Genomic DNA, 16,697 nt, shown 5'->3' on the forward strand with positions numbered 1-16,697 from the left:
ATTTAACGAAAACGCCGATCAGCAATGATCGGCGTTTTTGTTTGTGGGTTTTTTGTGAGCCGGAGTGCAATGCCTCGGCCCACGTTGCGTTTGTACCGCTAGAAATTATCCATCGCATGGCACATCGATAGCCTTCCCGATGGCGTCGGTTCAATCGGACTCCATCGTTCGGCACCTTTCGGCAGCTCAGCAAGCTCGAATGAGCAACTCCCGGACATTGATGCTCGCACCATGTAGTCCATGCCGGGCTTGGGGATAAAGGTCATGGTGTTGAAACATTGCCGGCCATATTGCGGCAACCCAAGGTAATGAAAGGCGATGGGCGTGTTCGCCGGAATCACCTGTTCGGACGACACCGCACCGTCCCAGGTGTAAATCGGCCCCGGCATCCCCAGGCTTGCGCCATTGCGGTCGGCGAAGCCGGATTTGGCGGACACCATCACGCCTGCTCCGGGAACATTCCAGTCCAGACAATCGCGCCCGGGCACTGCGCGCACCATGCCGTCGCTGATAATGCGCAAGCGCGCCGTCTCGGCAGACGGTGGCGCTGTATAGGCGGTGTTGAGGGAGCGGACGTTATATACCTGGCCACAGCCGCTGAGGAGCACCAGGAACAGGGCGGGAATGACACGTAAAGTGCTCATGGCTGGCGGCAGTTCTGGCTGACCGACAGATGCGGCGCGGGCTCATGGCTGACCATCTGCAAGCCATCGGCGCCCTGGAAGATAAAATATGTGCTGCGACAATCCCTGAATGTCTGCGAGTAACCCTCAGCCCGGAATCCCTGCCCGTCGATCTTCCTGGTCACCGTATTGTCACGGCTGACCACGGCGAGTACCTGCTCATAGCTGTCGCCCATCTTCACCCCCGGCACCCCGGTGGAGGTCATGGAATTGGCACAACCTGCCAGCCCGATGGCCGCCCAAACCAGCGCCGTACCGTACAGTCCATTGCGTGTGGTGTTCATCCCTGCTCTCCATCCATGAGGTGTGCAGGGTTGGTCAGCGCAACGGCGGAAAAGTGCAACATTCATATCTGGCAATGTGACATTGCCCGCAAATCATGGGATTTGCAGGCAACGGCTCACGGCTTGCCTGGATGCGGCTCCGGGTATTCGCTTGTCACGTCCAATGCCTTGGCATACGGCCCGTCCCACAGTTGCTCGTGTAAATCTCCCACGCGCTTGGCCATCGCTTCACTGCGCATCACCACTTCCAGGTTGCGCGAGTTATCGAAATAACCCCCCAGCCAGTTACTGGTGCCCACCCACGCCACTTGCCCGTCGATTTCCATGGTCTTGCTGTGGATCACCCGCGCATAAGGAATGAATCCTTGCCTGGCCTCGGGCAGCGTGACGATCTTGACCTCGACATTCGGCAGCACCGCCAGGCTTTTCAGGTACGGCAATTCCAGTGCTTCGGTGTTCCAGTTGGATACCATCAACTTGATCGAGACCCCGCGCGCTGCCGCTGCACGCACGGCGTTGTCGATCATCGCGTAGTAAGGCCGGGTTCTGTCAGGTCCATAGGACAGCGGCGCGTAGTCCAGCAGTTGTACGCGCACTTCCTTTTTCGCCTCGCCCAGCAGACGTGGCAGTTCCAGCTGCGAATCACCCACACCCGGCGGGTTGTAGCGCTGGGGGCTGGCTACCAGGTAGTTGCCGGTGCGTGCCGGTGTGGCGCCTGTGGCGGGCAGGGCAACAGGCTGGTTGTCGGCCAACGCAGCCTGGGCCTGCCAGTCCTGTTCAAAAATGGCCTGGGTCTGGGCGACGACGTTTGCATCACTGATCAACAGCCCGGTTTCGTGGATATGCTCCAGCGAACGCCAGTCGAAGTTCTGGCTGCCGATAAACGCCTGCTTGCCATCCACTACCATGTACTTGGCGTGGATGATCCCCCCACTCAGCTTGCCATAGGGCAGGATGCGGAAAGTCAGGTTGGGAATGGCTTTCAGGCGCTCCAGGGTCGAGGCTTCCGACAGCCGCACGCCTTTTTCTTCCAGCAGGAAGCGAATTTTCACCCCGCGTTTGCCGGCGGCTTCCAGGTGTTCAATCACCTTGTCCATCACCGAGCCAGGATGGTCGGCCGCGTAGAACTGGCCGATGTCGATACGGCTTTTCGCGCCATCGAACAGCTGGATCCACACGGGGCCGGGCTGGCGCAGATCGGCGGTGCCAAGTTGGGTGTCCACTGGCACGGTGTGTACCAACTCAAATCCCGGAATTGAAAAGTCCGCCTGGGCAAGCGGACTGAGGAGCAGGCCTGCAAGGCCGGCGATACGTAATTTCAGCGATATGGACATAGGCGTCTCATCGGGCAAAAAAAAGGGCGGGCGCATGATGCGCCCGCCCCGGGAAGGTCACGCAGTGCGGGTGTGCAGCGGGGTCGGTACCAGGTGCGGCACTTCACCCTGCACGCGGGCACCGGTTGCCGCGCGGATCAGCAGGATTTTCAGCTGGTCGTTGATACGCTCCAGGCTGTCCTGGAAGAAGTTGTGGAACACCACGCAGAACAGCGCGATGGCGATACCCAAACCCGTGGCGAACAGGGCCGTACCGATACCACCGGAAATCTGGCCCGGGTCGGACACACCGGCACTGGCCAGCGCCTTGAAGGTGTCGATGATGCCGAGGATGGTCCCCAGCAGGCCGAGCAGCGGCGCGGCGGTGGTGATGGTTTCGATGATCCACAGGCTGCGCGACAGCGGCGCGCGGGTCTTGAGGTACTGGGTTTCGATCTCGTCGTCCAGGTCCTTGCGCGAACCATGGGACGCCTTCTGCGCCAGGATCGGCAGCACCATGCTCAGCGGCAGGCTGTCACGGCGAGTCAGGTTTTCCGGCAGGTCGCGTTCGCTGTGCACATTGGCGCCCAGCACTTCGGTCAATGCACGGGCCTGGCGGCGCACGTAGGCGAAGTAGATGCCACGTTCGATGGTGATGAAGATTGCAATCGCCAGTGCGGCGTACATCACATAAAAGGTGATTTGGTGAAGCAGGTTCATGTCCATGATGCTGAGCCTCGCAGTTAGAAATTGGCTTCCAGGGAAACGGTGACGGTGCGGTCAAGCCCAACGATGTAGGCCGGGTCGCCATCGCGGAAACCGCTGTAGCTCGCCGAGTTGGTCTTGGTGGTGTACACGCCGTCCAGGTACTTCTTGTCGAACAGGTTGTCGACGTTCAGGCGCAGGGTTGCGTCCTTGACGACTTTCTTGTCCACCGGCAGGTAGATACCGGCGCCGAGGTTGAAGATGGTGCGGGCGGAGATGGCTTCGTCGTTGGTCAGGTCGCCATAGAGCTTGCTGGTGAACTTGCCGCCGAAGGTGCCGTAGAAGCGCCCGTCGTCATAGCCGATGTTGGCCGCCAGCATGTTGGTCGGCACGTTGGCGAACTGCTTGCCGCTGGTGGGCAGCACGATCGGCTTGCCGGCGCTGTAGACGGTCAGGTCGTCCTGCTGCTTGGAGCTGGTGTAGGTGTAGGAGGTGTAGTAGTTGAAGTTGTGCGGCAGCTTGCCGCTCCACTCCAGTTCCAGGCCTTTGTTGATGACGGTGCCGGCGTTGATGTCGGCGGAATCACCGTTGCTGTCCAGGGAGGTGAGCTGGCGATTCTTGAACTGCATGTAGAACAGGGTCGCGGCGAGGGTGCTGTCTTCGCCGGTGTAGCGCCAGCCCAGTTCCTGGTTCCAGCTGAGTTCCGGCTTGGAGTCGAGGGAGCCGACGCCTTTGTCGTACAGCACGTAGTTCTGTGGAATACGCATGTTGCGCGACAGGCTGTAGAACAACTGGTCACGCTCGTCGAGCTGGTATTTCAGGCCGGCGTTGGGCAGCAGTTTGTTGTAGGTCTGGCTGGCCTTGCCGGGTTGCTCGGTGAGGCTGCCGTGGTTGGTGCCGTCACGCTCGACGTTCATGTAGGCAATGCCCGCGATCAACGTCCAGTCCGAGTTGATGTACCAGGTATCCTGGGTCCAGACCTTTTGCGCCGGCGTCACGGTGTAGCGGTCGCGACCCTGTACGGTGTTGCCGTTGGCGTCGACCACGGAGTTGCCGTCGGGCCAGGTATCGCTTGGCTTGCCGTTGTTCTTGAGGGCAATGAACGGTTGGGTCTGGCTTTGGCGGGCGCGTTCATACCAGTAGCCGAATTGCAGGCTGTGGTCGCCCAGGTCCCAGTTCAGCTTGGTGGTGATGCCCGGGCGCCAGGTCTGGGTGCGCGAAGGGCGGTAGTAGACGCCGGTGGTCGCGGAACCGTCGGCGTTGTATTGAGCCTGTGTCGGCAGGTTGCCGAGGTCGAAAACGCCGCCCTTGTTCGAGCCACTGTTCAGCGCATAGGCCGAGGAGCCCACGCCGCTGCCGTTGCCGTAGTAGTAATACGGGATCACCGAGAGGGACAGGTTGTCGCTCAGCTTGTACTGGGTGTTGAGCACGGCGGTAAAGGTCTGGAACGGGTTCTGCGCCAGGTCGTAGTAGCTGCTGACCTTGCCGTTGGCGCCCACCGCCGGTGTCGCCGGGTACGGGTCGTACTTGCGGCCGTACTGCTGGAACTGTGCCTTGGTCAACTGGCTGTAACTGTTGTTGTCCTGCTCGTGGTACTTGAGGATCAGGTTGGCGGTGTTGCCGTTGCCGGCGTCGAAGAAGCTGTTCCACTCCACCTTGTCCGCACGCACGGCACCCGAGCCGCGCCACATCTGGCCTTCGGTGTGGGAGGCCGACAGCCAGTTGCTCAGGCCGTTGACTTCACCGGTATTGAGGCGGGCGAAGGTCTTGCGGGTGGCGTTGCTGCCGACCACTTGCTTGACGAAGGCACCGGTTTCCTTGGTGGGGCGAATGGTCACGATGCCGATGTTGCCGCCGCTGGAACCGATGTGCGGGCCGTCGGCTTCCGACGAGCCCTGGGTGACGAAAATCTGGTCGATGTTTTCCGGGTCGCCCAACAGGTTGGAGTACAACGCGTAGTTGCCGGAGTCGTTGATCGGCATGCCGTCCACCGACATACCGACCTGGTCGGAGTTCATGCCGCGCATGGTGAAGCGGAAACCCGAGAGGCCGGTGTTGTCTTCACTGGAGATGTTCAGGCCCGGGGTGTACTTGAGCTTGTCGATGGCGTTGCCGGTGGCCGTCTGTTTGTCCAACGCTTCCTTGGTGATGGTCGAGCGGCCCTTGGCGCTCTCTTCCTGGACCATGTAACCGCCCCCAGCGGTTGCCTTGCCCTGTACCCCAATAGTCCCGACGTCACTGTCGCTGGTATCTGCCATGACCACTCCATGGGTCATGCTCGTCGCGGCAACGAGTGCCAGATGAATCCGGGTGAACTTCATCACTGTCGTCCTGGTGGTGTGTGCTTATTGCACGCTGTAGTTGAAGGTGGCGGTGAAGCGCTGCTCGTTACGTCCACCGAAGGCTTGTTCGGGGAACGGTTTCACCTGCTTGATACGGCGCAGGCTGTTGGTGGCGGCCCGGTTGAGCAGCATGCTCGGCGCCGGGGTCTGGATCCCGGAGTCGAGGACGCGGCCTTGGCGGTCCACCATTAACCAGACCACCACCTCGCCACTCGGGCGTTCAAGGGACGCCTGGCGCCCGGTGGGGTATTGCTTGTAGGTGTCCAACTCGTTGCGCAAGCCCTTGAGGTAGCCGCCTTCCAGTGCCTGGCCGTCGACTTTCGGCGGCGCCGGTGGCGCAGCGGGTGCTGGCGTGGGAGCGGGAGCGGCTTGCACCGGCTTGGCGGCCACCGGAGCTGGCGCAGGCACAGGCGCTGGCTTGGCGACCACGGGCTTGGGCACCGGTTTTGGCTTGGGCTCAGGCTTTGGCAGTGGCTTGGGGATCGGCTTGGGTGGCGGAGGCGGAGGGGCAGGTTCGGCCTCCTCGTCTTCGATCACCGGCGGCGGTGGCGGCGGTTCTTCCACCACGGGCTCGGGGACCACTTCCGGCTCCGGCTCGACCAGCGCGAGTTCAACCGCCGACTCGTCGTACTGCGGCTGGATCTTCAGGGGTTGGGACTGGATACCCAGTGCAATCAGCACCAGGGCGATCAGGGCCGGGACACTGCCCAGCAGCCGACGCGCACGAAACAAGGCATACATGATCAGGACTTTTTCGTGGCGATGGAGACAGAGGTAAAGCCACCCAGGCGCAGGGTGTCCATCACCTCGACCAGGCGCGACACTTCCACGCCTTTGTCGCTGTTGACGATGATCGTCGACTTGGTGTCTGGCTTCTCGCCGGCCTTGAGTGCAGGCACCAGCGCGTCGACGGTCAGGTCCTTGCCATCGAGCTGCAGCTGACCTTCCAGGCCCAGGGTCAGGATGAATTTATTTTGCGGCTTGAGCTGCTGTGAACTGCTGGCGCTCGGCAGCTGAGTCTTCATGCCCAGGGCCGGAATCACGTTCAAACTCACCAGTACAAAAAACACCAACAGGAACATCATCACGTCGATCATCGGGATCAGTTCGATGTGTGCCTTGCGTTTTTTGGGTTCATCCCAAGTTCTCATTCCGCTACCCCGCAGTTGATTAGGGGCGACACGCTAGCAACCAAAAATGACCGAATGGTTAACTTTAATTTAAGCTTTTAAGGCTCTAGGACGCGTCTTACAGACGACTCGTAGGTCTATTTATCTACGTAATGAAACTGACACGACGCGGGTACATTCTTGGAGAATTTATTTCGCGAGTCCCCCTGCATGAGCATTGCACTGCCGCATTTATCCACCCTGCTGCCAGTGGTAAGAACGCTACACAAGCATTTGTTTTGGTCGGTGCGGGATGCTTGGAAGGAGCGCAGTTGATGAGTGTGAATCACGATCGCCGTCGCGTACTGGGCGGGCTTGCAGTTGCCACGGCGTTTTCGATCCTCAGCCCGTTTGCCCGTAGTGCAGGCATCGACTATCCCTTCACCCTTGGTGTGGCGTCAGGCGATCCATTGCCTGATGGTTTCGTGATCTGGACACGCCTCGCGCCGCTGTTCAATGCCGCCGACGGTCGGGGTGGCCTGAACCGAGCGGTGCCGGTGCGCTGGAAGGTGGCCCGCGATGCAGCGATGACGCACGTTGTGCGCCAGGGCGAGGTGATGGCCATCGAGCGTTTCGCCCATTCGGTGCATGTGGAAGTGAGCGGGTTGGAGGCGGGTCGACCTTACTGGTACCAGTTCGAGGGCCTCGGTGCGCAAAGCCCGGTGGGCCAGTCGCGCACAGCGCCGGCGGTGCATGCCATGGCATCGGCGCAGTTGGGTTTTGTCTCCTGCTCCCATTGGGAGCGAGGCTACTTCAGCGCCTATCGGCATTTGGCCGCCGAGCAGCCTGACCTGGTGTTTTTCCTCGGGGATTACATCTATGACAGTTCCTACGCGGCTGATTCCGGCAAGGTCATTCGCTCCCACGGCAGCGGCAATGCGTTGAATCTGGTGGATTACCGCAACCGCTACGCCCTGTACAAGACCGATCCGGATTTGCAGGCACTGCATGCTGCGGCGCCCAGTGTGGTCACCTGGGACGATCACGAAGTGCAAAACGACTATGCCAGCCAGTGGTCCCAGGATCCGAACATCCCGGTGACGAGTTTTCTCAAGCAGCGGGCGGCGGCCTACCAGGCCTTCTACGAGCACATGCCGCTGCGGGCCAGCAGCCTGCCGCGCGGGCCGGACATGCGCCTCTATCGGCGTTTGGATTACGGCCGGCTGGCGCGTTTCCATGTGCTGGATGGGCGTCAGTACCGCTCCGAGCAGCCATGCATCCTGGCCAATGGCAGCCACAAGGGGCATGTGGCCGCGAATACCTGTGCCGACCTGCGCGATCCCCGTCGCACCATGCTCGGCTGGGAGCAGGAGGCTTGGCTGGATCAGGGGTTCGCCGAGTCCCGGGCACAATGGAACGTGATCGCCCAGGACCTGTTGGTCGCGCCGCTCACGCAACGTGACCTGACCAACCACAAGCCCGGCCGCTGGACAGATGGCTGGGATGGTTACATGGCCAACCGTGAGCGGATGCTTGCGTCGATGGTGCGCAGAAAGGTGAATAACCCGGTGTTCTGGGGCGGCGATATTCACTCGTTCTGGACGACGGACCTGCACGCTGACGCAGGGAATCCGGATTCGCCCGTGGTCGCGACCGAGTTTGTCGGCACGTCGGTGACGTCTGACGGGCCGCCATTTGATGCGTTCAGTGCGATCCTGCCCCTCAATCCCCATGTGAAGTTTTTCGACAGCCGCCAGCGCGGCTATGTGTCGGTGGCGCTTGAGGAGAGGAATATGCTGACGAACTTCCGGGTGATTTCCGATCCCCGGGATCCGAACGCCAGCGTCTCGACCCTCAAGTCGTTTGTGGTGGAACCGGGCAGGGCGGGGGCGATTGCGGTTTAGTCAGTTCAGGGTATAGCGCACCGACAATGCACCCTTTTTCTCGGAGAGGGCCAGGATCGTCACCTGACCCACGTCCCCCAATGCCTGCACATGCGTGCCGCCGCAGGCATAGGCCGGCAGGTCGCCAAAACCCACTTGCCGCGTACCGTCATCCAGGGCCATATGGCGCGGCAGGTTGGCGGCGATCCATTGGTCGACTTGCCGCTGGATCGCCTCGGCGTCCATGGCCTGGGCCGAGGTGCCGCGAATAAAGGTGATCTTGCCTTCGCCCGGCCAGTGATGAGCCTTGATCGGCATCCAGCCCAGGGTTTCACCGGCATTGCCGATCAGATGCCCGGCCGAGTGCAGGCGCGTGTGCAAGGTGCGGCGGTCTTCATCGACGCGTGCCTGGATCACGCCGGGAGCCACGGGGCGGTCTACGTAATGCACGACATGATCGCCTTCCTGCACCACCTTCAACACCTGGCTTTCCCCGAGCCAGCCGGTGTCGGAGGGCTGGCCGCCACCTTGTGGATGGAAGATTGTGGACTGCAGGATTACCGCAAACTGGTTATCAAAAGGTGTGCATCCCAGCACTTCAAGTTCGGCATTCAGGTGGTCATGGGTAAAAAACAGGCGCTGGGTCATCATTTATATCCGCATCAGGGTTTCTAACCGGCAGTATAAGAAGTGCACCAATGGGTGATAATCCGTTAAAATCTCAATGGACTTGTGCGTCATGAGCATCAATCTTCCCTTACCGCTGCTGGGCGAAATGGCGATTTTCGTCAAGGTGGTGGAAACCGGCAGCTTCTCCGAGGCTGCGCGCCAACTGGGAGCATCACCGTCCTCCGTGAGCCGCAGCATCTCACGCCTGGAAAAGGCCCTGGCGACTCGCCTGTTGCAACGCACCACGCGCAAATTGCGCCTCAGCGAAGGCGGCGAAGAGGTGTTCAAGCGCTGCCAGGAAATGGTCAGTGCTGCGCGGTCGGTGATGGAAATCAGCGGCCAATACACCCATGAAGCCGAAGGGCTGGTGCGGGTCAGCGTGCCCAAGGCGGTAGGGCGTTTTGTGGTGCATCCGCATATGCCGGAGTTTTTGCGGCGTTATCCCAAGGTCGACGTGCAGTTGATCCTGGAGGACCGGCATGTGGACCTGATTGACGACAATGTCGACCTGAGCATCCGCATCACCGACAGCCCGCCGCCGGGGTTGGTGGGGCGCCAGTTGCTGCCGATCGAGCATTTGATCTGCGCCACGCCGAGGTACCTGGCGGAGCACGGTACGCCGCAGCATCCCCATGATTTGCTGGAGCACAGTTGCATCTACCTGGGTGAGACGCCGGGGGATGCGCGCTGGAAGTTTCGCCAGGGCAGCAAGACGGTGACGGTGGGCGTGCGCGGGCGGTATGCGGCCAATCACACAGGCGTGCGGCTGGATGCGGTATTGCAACATGTGGGGATTGGCAGCTTGCCGTATTTCACGGCGCGGCATGCGCTGGAAGCGGGGGAGGTGGTGCAGGTGCTGCCGGGGTGGGATTTCATTGCGTCGTACCACGGGGATGCGTGGCTACTGCATTCGCCGACGCGGTACCTGCCGCCGAAGTTGCGGGTGTTTATTGATTATCTGGTGGAGTGCATGGCCAAAGAGCCGACGCTGAAGAAACGGTAGGAATACAGTTTAAATGTGGGAGCGGGCTTGCTCGCGAATGCGGTGGTTCAGTCACCTAAAATATTGTCTGAACCACCGCATTCGCGAGCAAGTCGAACCGTCGCACCGCCGCTCCCACATTTGATTTTCGTCAGCCCTGAAATCAGTGCTTGGGCTGGTCATTGGACATGGCCAATAACTGCTTTTCCTGGTTCCAGTCGAACGGTTCGTCGTTCTGTTCAGCTTCGAAGCGACGTTCTTCCAGGGCCTGGTACAGGTCCAGCTCGTCGTCGGGCATGAAGTGCAGGCAGTCGCCACCGAAGAACCACAGCAGGTCGCGCGGTACCAGGTGAGCAATTTGCGGGTAGCGCAGGATGACCTGGCTCATCATGTCCTGGCCCAGGTACTGGCTTTCGATCGGGTCGATGGGCAGCAAGGCGCGCAGTTCATCGAAGCGCTCCAGGAACAGGAGGTGGCTTTCCTCGGGAACCTGTTCGGCTTCGCCGACGGCAACCAGGATGCTGCGCAGGTGGTCGAGCAAGACGAGATGATCGGCAACGACGTTGGACACGAGATAAGTCCTCAAGAGCAAAACGGGCGCGAGAGTATATAGCTCGGTGCCTTGCCTCACAAATACGATTCCTTTTGACGAGTGGCTGTTGTTGTCAGGCAAGGCGCCGCGACGAGTCATAGCTTGCTATGGCGAGGAGCGGCAACGCAGCATGACGACAACAGACGCCGTCAAAAGGGATCAGTATTTGTGAGGCAGGGCACTCTACCCGTTTTTATATGACCGCTGGGATCAGCGGACTTTTCCCTCAGCCTGGCTCAGTTCTTCCTTGCTGAAATCATCCACGTCGATCACCTTGCGCCGCGCCGCTTCAGCGTCACGCAGGGTCTGCGCCTCGGCCGGTTGCAGCACGCCGGCATGCAGCGCGGCATCGATGGCGTGTTCGCCCGCGGTCGGTTTGACCTGGCCGCTCTTGAGGCCTTCGTGGAGTTTTTTCTGCAACGGATGGCTGTCGGCCAACAGGTCGTAGGCGTGTTGCAGGGCGCCCACCGGATCTTCTGCGGACTGTGGGCGATAGCAGCCCGCCAGTACCGCTTCCAGGGTCGGGTCACCCTTGGCGCGACCAAGCACTGCGGCCACCTCGGCATCCAGCGCATCGGACGGGCCTTTATGACGGCGGCCGAACGGGAACACGATCACCCGCAACAGACAACCCAACACCTTGCTCGGGAAGTTGGTCAGCAGTTCATCCAGTGCACGCTCGGAGTGGCCAAGGCTCTCTTCCATGGCCCAGGCGAACAGCGGTTCCAGGTGGTCTGGCGAATCCAGGTCGTGATAACGCTTGAGTGCAGCCGATGCCAGGTACATGTGGCTCAGCACATCACCAAGACGTGCCGACAGGCGTTCGCGTCGTTTCAACTCGCCGCCCAGCAGCATCATGCTCAGGTCCGCCAGCATCGCAAACGCCGCGGCCTGACGGTTGAGTGCGCGGAAATAGCCCTGGCTCAGGCTGTTGCCCGGAGCCTTTTCGAAGTGACCGAAACCGAGGTTCAACACCAGGGTGCTGGCGGCGTTGCTTACGGCAAAGCCGATGTGCTGCAGCAGCAGGCCGTCGAATTCCTTCAGCGCCTGGTCATGGTCTTCGCGACCGGCCAGGGCCATTTCCTTGAGCACGAACGGATGGCAACGAATCGCACCCTGGCCGAAGATCATCAGGTTGCGCGAGAGGATATTCGCGCCTTCCACGGTGATGAAGATCGGCGCGCCCTGCCAGCTGCGACCCAGGTAGTTGTTGGGGCCCATGATGATGCCCTTGCCGCCGTGTACGTCCATCGCGTGGCTGATGCATTCGCGGCCGCGTTCGGTCAGGTGGTACTTGAGGATCGCCGACAGTACCGAGGGTTTCTCCCCCAGGTCGACCGCGTTGGCGGTGAGCATCCGCGCGCTGTCCATCAGCCACGCGTTGCCGCCGATGCGGGCCAGGGCTTCCTGGATGCCTTCAAAGGCCGCCAGCGGTACGTTGAACTGCTCACGCACCTGGGCGTACTGGCCGGTCACCATGCTGGTGAACTTGGCCGCGCCCGTTCCGACGGCAGGCAGGGAAATCGAACGGCCTACCGACAGGCAGTTCATCAGCATCATCCAGCCCTTGCCGAGCATTTCCTGGCCACCGATCAGGAATTCCAGCGGAATGAAAACATCCTTGCCGGAGTTGGGGCCGTTCATGAACGCGGCGCCTAGTGGCAGGTGACGGCGGCCAATTTCAACACCCGGGGTGTCGGTGGGGATCAGCGCGAGGCTGATGCCCAGGTCTTCTTTGTCGCCCAGCAGATGATCCGGGTCATGGGCCTTGAAGGCCAGGCCGAGCAAAGTCGCTACCGGGCCGAGGGTGATGTAGCGTTTTTCCCAGTTCAGGCGCAGGCCGAGGGTTTCCTTGCCTTCCCATTCGCCTTTGCAGATCACCCCGGTGTCGGGCATGGAGCCAGCATCGGAACCGGCCAGTGGGCCGGTCAGGGCAAAGCACGGGATATCGTCGCCACGGGCCAGGCGTGGCAGGTAATGGTTGCGTTGTTCATCGGTGCCGTAGTGCAGCAGCAATTCGGCCGGGCCCAGGGAGTTGGGGACCATGACCGTGGAGGCGAGGTCGCCGCTGCGGGTCGCCAGCTTCATCGCGACCTGGGAGTGGGCATAGGCGGAGAAGCCTTTGCCGCCGAACTCCTTGGGGATGATCAGGGCAAAAAAGCCATGCTGCTTGATGTGTTCCCAGGCGGCGGGGGGCAGGTCCATGGCCTGGCCGATTTCCCAGTCGGTGACCATGGCGCACAGTTCTTCGGTAGGGCCGTCGATGAAGGCTTGTTCTTCTTCAGTCAGTTGCGCCTTGGGATAGGCCAGCAGCTTGTCCCAGTCGGGGCGGCCGCTGAACAGCTCGCCGTCCCACCACACGGTGCCGGCGTCGATGGCGTCGCGCTCGGTCTCGGACATCGGCGGCAGGACTTTCTGGAACCAGTTGAACAGCGGCGCGGTGAAGTACTTGCGGCGCAGGTCCGGCAGCAGCAGCGGGGCGGCTACCACGGCGATCAGTACCCAGAAGATCAGCAGCAACCAGCCTGGTGCGTGGCTGAAGGCGCCCATCGCCAACAGGTAGACGGCGACCACGCCGATGGCGGGCAGGGGCGCGATGCGCCGGTGCGCCAGGTAGGCAATGCCCACCACCAGAACCAGTATCCACAACAACAGCATATTCAATCCTCCGTGAAACCAGGTGCGAAATCACCTCAGAGCTTAGTCGGCATCCGAACAAGCGGGGTGACGAGGGTGTTACGTGGTGTGCCGGCAATGATCAGCACCAGGCGCCGACATTTGGCCGAATCGTCGTTATCCCAGGTGCATGCCTGTGGTTAGACTCAGGGCTTGCTCTCTGAGATTAACCTCATGAATGCGTACTTGAATCCCGGCCGCTTCATCGATAGTGACCACCCTGCGGTGGTGGAGTTCGCCGAAAAACATCGCGGTTCGAGTGCCGCACTTCGTGACCAGGCAGTCAGTCTTTACTACGCTGTGCGCGAGGCGGTGCGCTATAACCCCTATACCTTCAGTCGCGACCCGCAAACCCTCAGCGCGAGCTTCGCACTGGCGGCCGGCGAGAGTTATTGCGTGCCCAAGGCAACATTGCTGGCGGCGTGCGCAAGGCACTGCGGGATCCCGGCGCGCATCGGCCTGGCCGACGTGCGTAACCACCTCTCGACGCCCCGTTTGATCGAGCTGCTCAGAAGTGACGTATTTGCCATGCATGGCTATACCGAGTTGTATCTGGACGGCCGTTGGGTCAAGGCCACGCCGGCGTTCAACCAGCAACTGTGCGAACTGTTCGATGTGCCGCCGCTGGATTTCGATGGCATTCATGACAGTGTTTTCCACGCCTTCAACCGCAAGGGCCAGCGCTCCATGGAGTACGTGGTGGACCATGGGCAATTTGCCGAGGTGCCCGAGGAATTCTTCTTCGCCCACATCCAGAAATGTTACCCGCACCTGTTTGGCGAGCAGATGCCGATCCTGCTGGGGGACATGCAGAGTGATTTAAGCCGGACGTGATCCGGCGTATGCTGCCCCGGCATTTATCCAACCATCTTTTTCAAAATCGGGGCGGTCATGCTGAAAATCTGGGGTCGTAAAAATTCGTCAAATGTCAGGAAAGCACTGTGGTGCGCCGAGGAGCTCGGCCTGGACTATGAGGCAATTGATGCGGGTGGGGCTTTTGGTGTGGTCGACACGCCGCAATACCGCGCGCGGAACCCCAATGGCCGGGTGCCGATGATTGAAGATGGCGATTTTGTGCTGTGGGAATCCAACACCATCGTGCGCTACCTGGCCGCCAAACATGCGCCGGATTCGAACTGGTACCCCAGCGAGCTGCAAGCCCGGGCCAACGCTGAAAAGTGGATGGACTGGACCACCTCGACCCTGGCCGAACCGTTCAAGACCGTGTTCTGGGGCGTGCTGCGAACCCCGGCTGAAAAACAGAACTGGGACACCATCAACGCCGGTCGCCAGGCCTGCATCGACGTTTTGCAGACGGTGGATCAGGCCTTGGCCACGCAACCTTACCTGTCCGGCAGCGAGATCGGCATGGGCGATATTCCCTTGGGCAGCTTCATTTATGCCTGGTTCGAAATGCCCATCGAACGCCCGTCGATGCCTAACCTGGAAGCCTGGTACCAGCGGCTGCGCCAGCGTCCGGCCTATCAGAAATCGGTCATGACCGCGTTGACCTGATACCGACTATTAATACGGGTTACTGTACTTGTGCGGCGCGGACAAGCACCATGCTTGTCACGCGCAGCCGTTGTATTCCGTGCGGTCTGCCCTCATGTAACAATTCTATTCCTCTTCTTTGGTGCGTAATCCGATATGAGTTCCGCTCTGTCCATCCGGCAGCTAACCAAAACCTACGGCAACGGTTTCCAGGCCCTGAGTGGTATCGATCTGGACGTCGCCGAAGGTGATTTCTTCGCCTTGCTCGGCCCCAATGGCGCCGGCAAATCCACCACCATCGGGATTCTCTCGACCCTGGTCAACAAGACCACCGGTACGGTGAACATCTTTGGCAACGACCTGGACAAATCCCCGGCGGCGCTCAAGCGCAGCATCGGCGTGGTGCCCCAGGAGTTCAACTTCAACCAGTTTGAAAAGACCTTCGACATCGTCGTGACCCAGGCCGGTTACTACGGCATCCCGCCGAAGATCGCCAAGGAACGCGCCGAGCAATACCTCACGCAACTGGGCTTGTGGGACAAGCGCGACGTGCCTTCGCGTTCCCTGTCCGGGGGCATGAAGCGCCGCTTGATGATCGCTCGCGCCCTGGTTCACGAACCGCGCCTGCTGATCCTCGACGAGCCGACGGCGGGCGTGGACATCGAGCTGCGTCGTTCGATGTGGACGTTTCTCACCGAGCTGAACCAGAAAGGCATCACCATCATCCTCACCACGCACTACCTGGAAGAGGCTGAGCAGCTGTGCCGCAACATCGGCATCATCGACCACGGCACCATTGTCGAAAACACCAGCATGCGTAATTTGCTGAGCCAGTTGCACGTCGAGACCTTCCTGCTCGACCTGAAAAACGACATGACGGTTGCGCCCCAGTTGATCGGCTACCCGAATCGCCTGGTGGACAGCCACACCCTGGAAGTCCAGGTGGACAAAGCCGTGGGCATCACCGCGCTGTTTGGCCAATTGGCTACCCAGAACATCGAGGTGCTGAGCTTGCGTAACAAAACCAATCGCCTTGAGGAGTTGTTTGTGTCCCTGGTGGAGAAAAATCTGGCGAAGGTGGCGGTATGAGTTCGGAACTGCAACCCAACCTTGTCGCGCTGCAGACCATCGTTTATCGCGAAGTGAAGCGCTTTACCCGGATCTGGCCGCAGACCTTGCTGCCGCCGGCGATCACCATGGTTTTGTACTTCGTGATCTTCGGTAACCTGATTGGTCGGCAGATTGGTGATATGGGTGGATTCACCTATATGGAGTACATCGTGCCAGGGTTGATCATGATGTCGGTGATTACCAACTCCTACGGCAACGTGGTGTCGAGCTTTTTTGGCAGCAAGTTCCAGCGGTCCATCGAGGAATTGATGGTGTCGCCGGTGTCGCCCCATACGATTTTGATCGGCTACACCCTGGGCGGTGTGCTGCGCGGGTTGATGGTTGGGGTGATTGTGACGTTGCTGTCGCTGTTCTTTACCCATTTGCAGGTGCATCACCTGGGGATCACCTTGCTGGTGGTGGTGCTGACGGCGACGATCTTTTCGTTGCTGGGGTTCATCAACGCGGTGTTTGCGCGCAACTTTGATGATATTTCGATTATTCCGACGTTTGTGCTGACGCCGTTGACGTACCTGGGTGGGGTGTTTTATTCGATCACCTTGCTGCCGCCGTTCTGGCAGACCGTGTCGTTGGCTAACCCGGTTTTGCATATGGTTAACGCGTTTCGCTATGGGATCTTGGGCGTTTCGGATATCAAGATCAGTGTGGCGATCACCTTTATGCTGGTGGCGACTGTGGTGCTGTATGTGGGGTGTGCGCGGTTGCTGGTGAGTGGGCGTGGGATGCGCACCTAAGCGTTGAGATGTGATGAGAAACGGCCTCCAGATGAGGCCGTTTTTTTTGGCGATTGGTTTGAGTACATATCCGTTTTTTCGGTAACGGCCACCTATGGTT

Annotated in this window: 16 protein-coding genes; 6 read left to right on the plus strand and 10 right to left on the minus strand. The window is 60.4% G+C overall.

The window, feature by feature from the left end; translation table 11 throughout:
- Positions 1-98: 98 nt before the first annotated feature.
- The 7 genes from HX815_RS29450 to HX815_RS29480 form a co-directional block, all read right to left on the minus strand.
- On the minus strand, positions 99-644 hold the full coding sequence (locus HX815_RS29450; protein ID WP_177010084.1) for a hypothetical protein: 546 nt from the start codon (positions 642-644) through the stop codon (positions 99-101).
- Positions 641-967, minus strand: a complete 327-nt coding sequence (locus tag HX815_RS29455; protein WP_087695362.1) for a hypothetical protein — start codon at positions 965-967, stop codon at positions 641-643. Before HX815_RS29455 ends, HX815_RS29450 begins: the two co-directional genes overlap by 4 nt.
- Before the next feature lie 116 nt (positions 968-1,083).
- On the minus strand, positions 1,084-2,301 hold the full coding sequence (locus tag HX815_RS29460; protein WP_003217201.1) for a phospholipase D-like domain-containing protein: 1,218 nt from the start codon (positions 2,299-2,301) through the stop codon (positions 1,084-1,086).
- 57 nt (positions 2,302-2,358) lie between these two features.
- Complete coding sequence (locus HX815_RS29465; protein WP_003217203.1) at positions 2,359-3,006, minus strand: MotA/TolQ/ExbB proton channel family protein; 648 nt, start codon at positions 3,004-3,006, stop codon at positions 2,359-2,361.
- Positions 3,007-3,023: 17 nt separating this feature from the next.
- Positions 3,024-5,306 carry a TonB-dependent receptor gene (locus HX815_RS29470; RefSeq protein WP_008431274.1) on the minus strand — a complete coding sequence of 761 codons (2,283 nt, stop codon included), beginning with the start codon at positions 5,304-5,306 and terminating at the stop codon, positions 3,024-3,026.
- Positions 5,307-5,330: 24 nt separating this feature from the next.
- Positions 5,331-6,068, minus strand: coding sequence for an energy transducer TonB (locus tag HX815_RS29475; protein ID WP_008431283.1), 738 nt, complete (start codon positions 6,066-6,068; stop codon positions 5,331-5,333).
- 2 nt (positions 6,069-6,070) lie between these two features.
- Positions 6,071-6,478 carry a biopolymer transporter ExbD gene (locus HX815_RS29480; protein WP_003217209.1) on the minus strand — a complete coding sequence of 136 codons (408 nt, stop codon included), beginning with the start codon at positions 6,476-6,478 and terminating at the stop codon, positions 6,071-6,073.
- Between the two features lie 293 nt (positions 6,479-6,771).
- Here HX815_RS29480 and HX815_RS29485 point away from each other — a divergent pair, with 293 nt between their 5' ends.
- Complete coding sequence (locus tag HX815_RS29485; RefSeq protein WP_177029372.1) at positions 6,772-8,340, plus strand: alkaline phosphatase; 1,569 nt, start codon at positions 6,772-6,774, stop codon at positions 8,338-8,340.
- On the opposite strand, the gene HX815_RS29490 is transcribed toward HX815_RS29485, so the two are convergent.
- Positions 8,341-8,967 carry an alanyl-tRNA editing protein gene (locus tag HX815_RS29490; protein ID WP_177021208.1) on the minus strand — a complete coding sequence of 209 codons (627 nt, stop codon included), beginning with the start codon at positions 8,965-8,967 and terminating at the stop codon, positions 8,341-8,343.
- Between the two features lie 91 nt (positions 8,968-9,058).
- Between HX815_RS29490 and HX815_RS29495 the strand changes: the two genes are divergently transcribed.
- Complete coding sequence (locus HX815_RS29495) at positions 9,059-9,991, plus strand: LysR family transcriptional regulator (RefSeq protein WP_177029373.1); 933 nt, start codon at positions 9,059-9,061, stop codon at positions 9,989-9,991.
- Positions 9,992-10,133: 142 nt separating this feature from the next.
- Here HX815_RS29495 and HX815_RS29500 read toward each other — a convergent pair whose 3' ends face one another.
- Both HX815_RS29500 and HX815_RS29505 read right to left on the minus strand, forming a co-directional pair.
- Positions 10,134-10,541: a PA2817 family protein gene (locus tag HX815_RS29500; protein WP_003217220.1), complete on the minus strand. Its 408-nt coding sequence runs from the start codon at positions 10,539-10,541 to the stop codon at positions 10,134-10,136.
- A 231-nt stretch (positions 10,542-10,772) separates the two neighbouring features.
- A complete protein-coding gene (locus HX815_RS29505; protein WP_177029374.1) occupies positions 10,773-13,220 on the minus strand; it encodes an acyl-CoA dehydrogenase in 2,448 nt (815 codons plus the stop codon).
- A 192-nt stretch (positions 13,221-13,412) separates the two neighbouring features.
- Between HX815_RS29505 and HX815_RS29510 the strand changes: the two genes are divergently transcribed.
- The 4 genes from HX815_RS29510 (at position 13,413) to HX815_RS29525 (ending at position 16,597) form a co-directional block, all read left to right on the plus strand.
- A complete protein-coding gene (locus tag HX815_RS29510) occupies positions 13,413-14,072 on the plus strand; it encodes a transglutaminase family protein (protein WP_102369633.1) in 660 nt (219 codons plus the stop codon).
- Positions 14,073-14,129: 57 nt separating this feature from the next.
- The gene (locus HX815_RS29515; RefSeq protein WP_102369632.1) at positions 14,130-14,753 is read left to right on the plus strand and encodes a glutathione S-transferase family protein; all 624 of its coding nucleotides are present in this window, start codon (positions 14,130-14,132) and stop codon (positions 14,751-14,753) included.
- 135 nt (positions 14,754-14,888) lie between these two features.
- On the plus strand, positions 14,889-15,821 hold the full coding sequence (locus HX815_RS29520) for an ABC transporter ATP-binding protein (protein ID WP_003217227.1): 933 nt from the start codon (positions 14,889-14,891) through the stop codon (positions 15,819-15,821).
- Positions 15,818-16,597, plus strand: a complete 780-nt coding sequence (locus tag HX815_RS29525; RefSeq protein ID WP_003217229.1) for an ABC transporter permease — start codon at positions 15,818-15,820, stop codon at positions 16,595-16,597. The genes HX815_RS29520 and HX815_RS29525 overlap by 4 nt, the downstream gene beginning before the upstream one ends.
- Positions 16,598-16,697 lie beyond the last annotated feature (100 nt).

The organism is Pseudomonas sp. E6002 (assembly GCF_013385565.1).
Taxonomy (GTDB): Bacteria; Pseudomonadota; Gammaproteobacteria; order Pseudomonadales; family Pseudomonadaceae; genus Aquipseudomonas.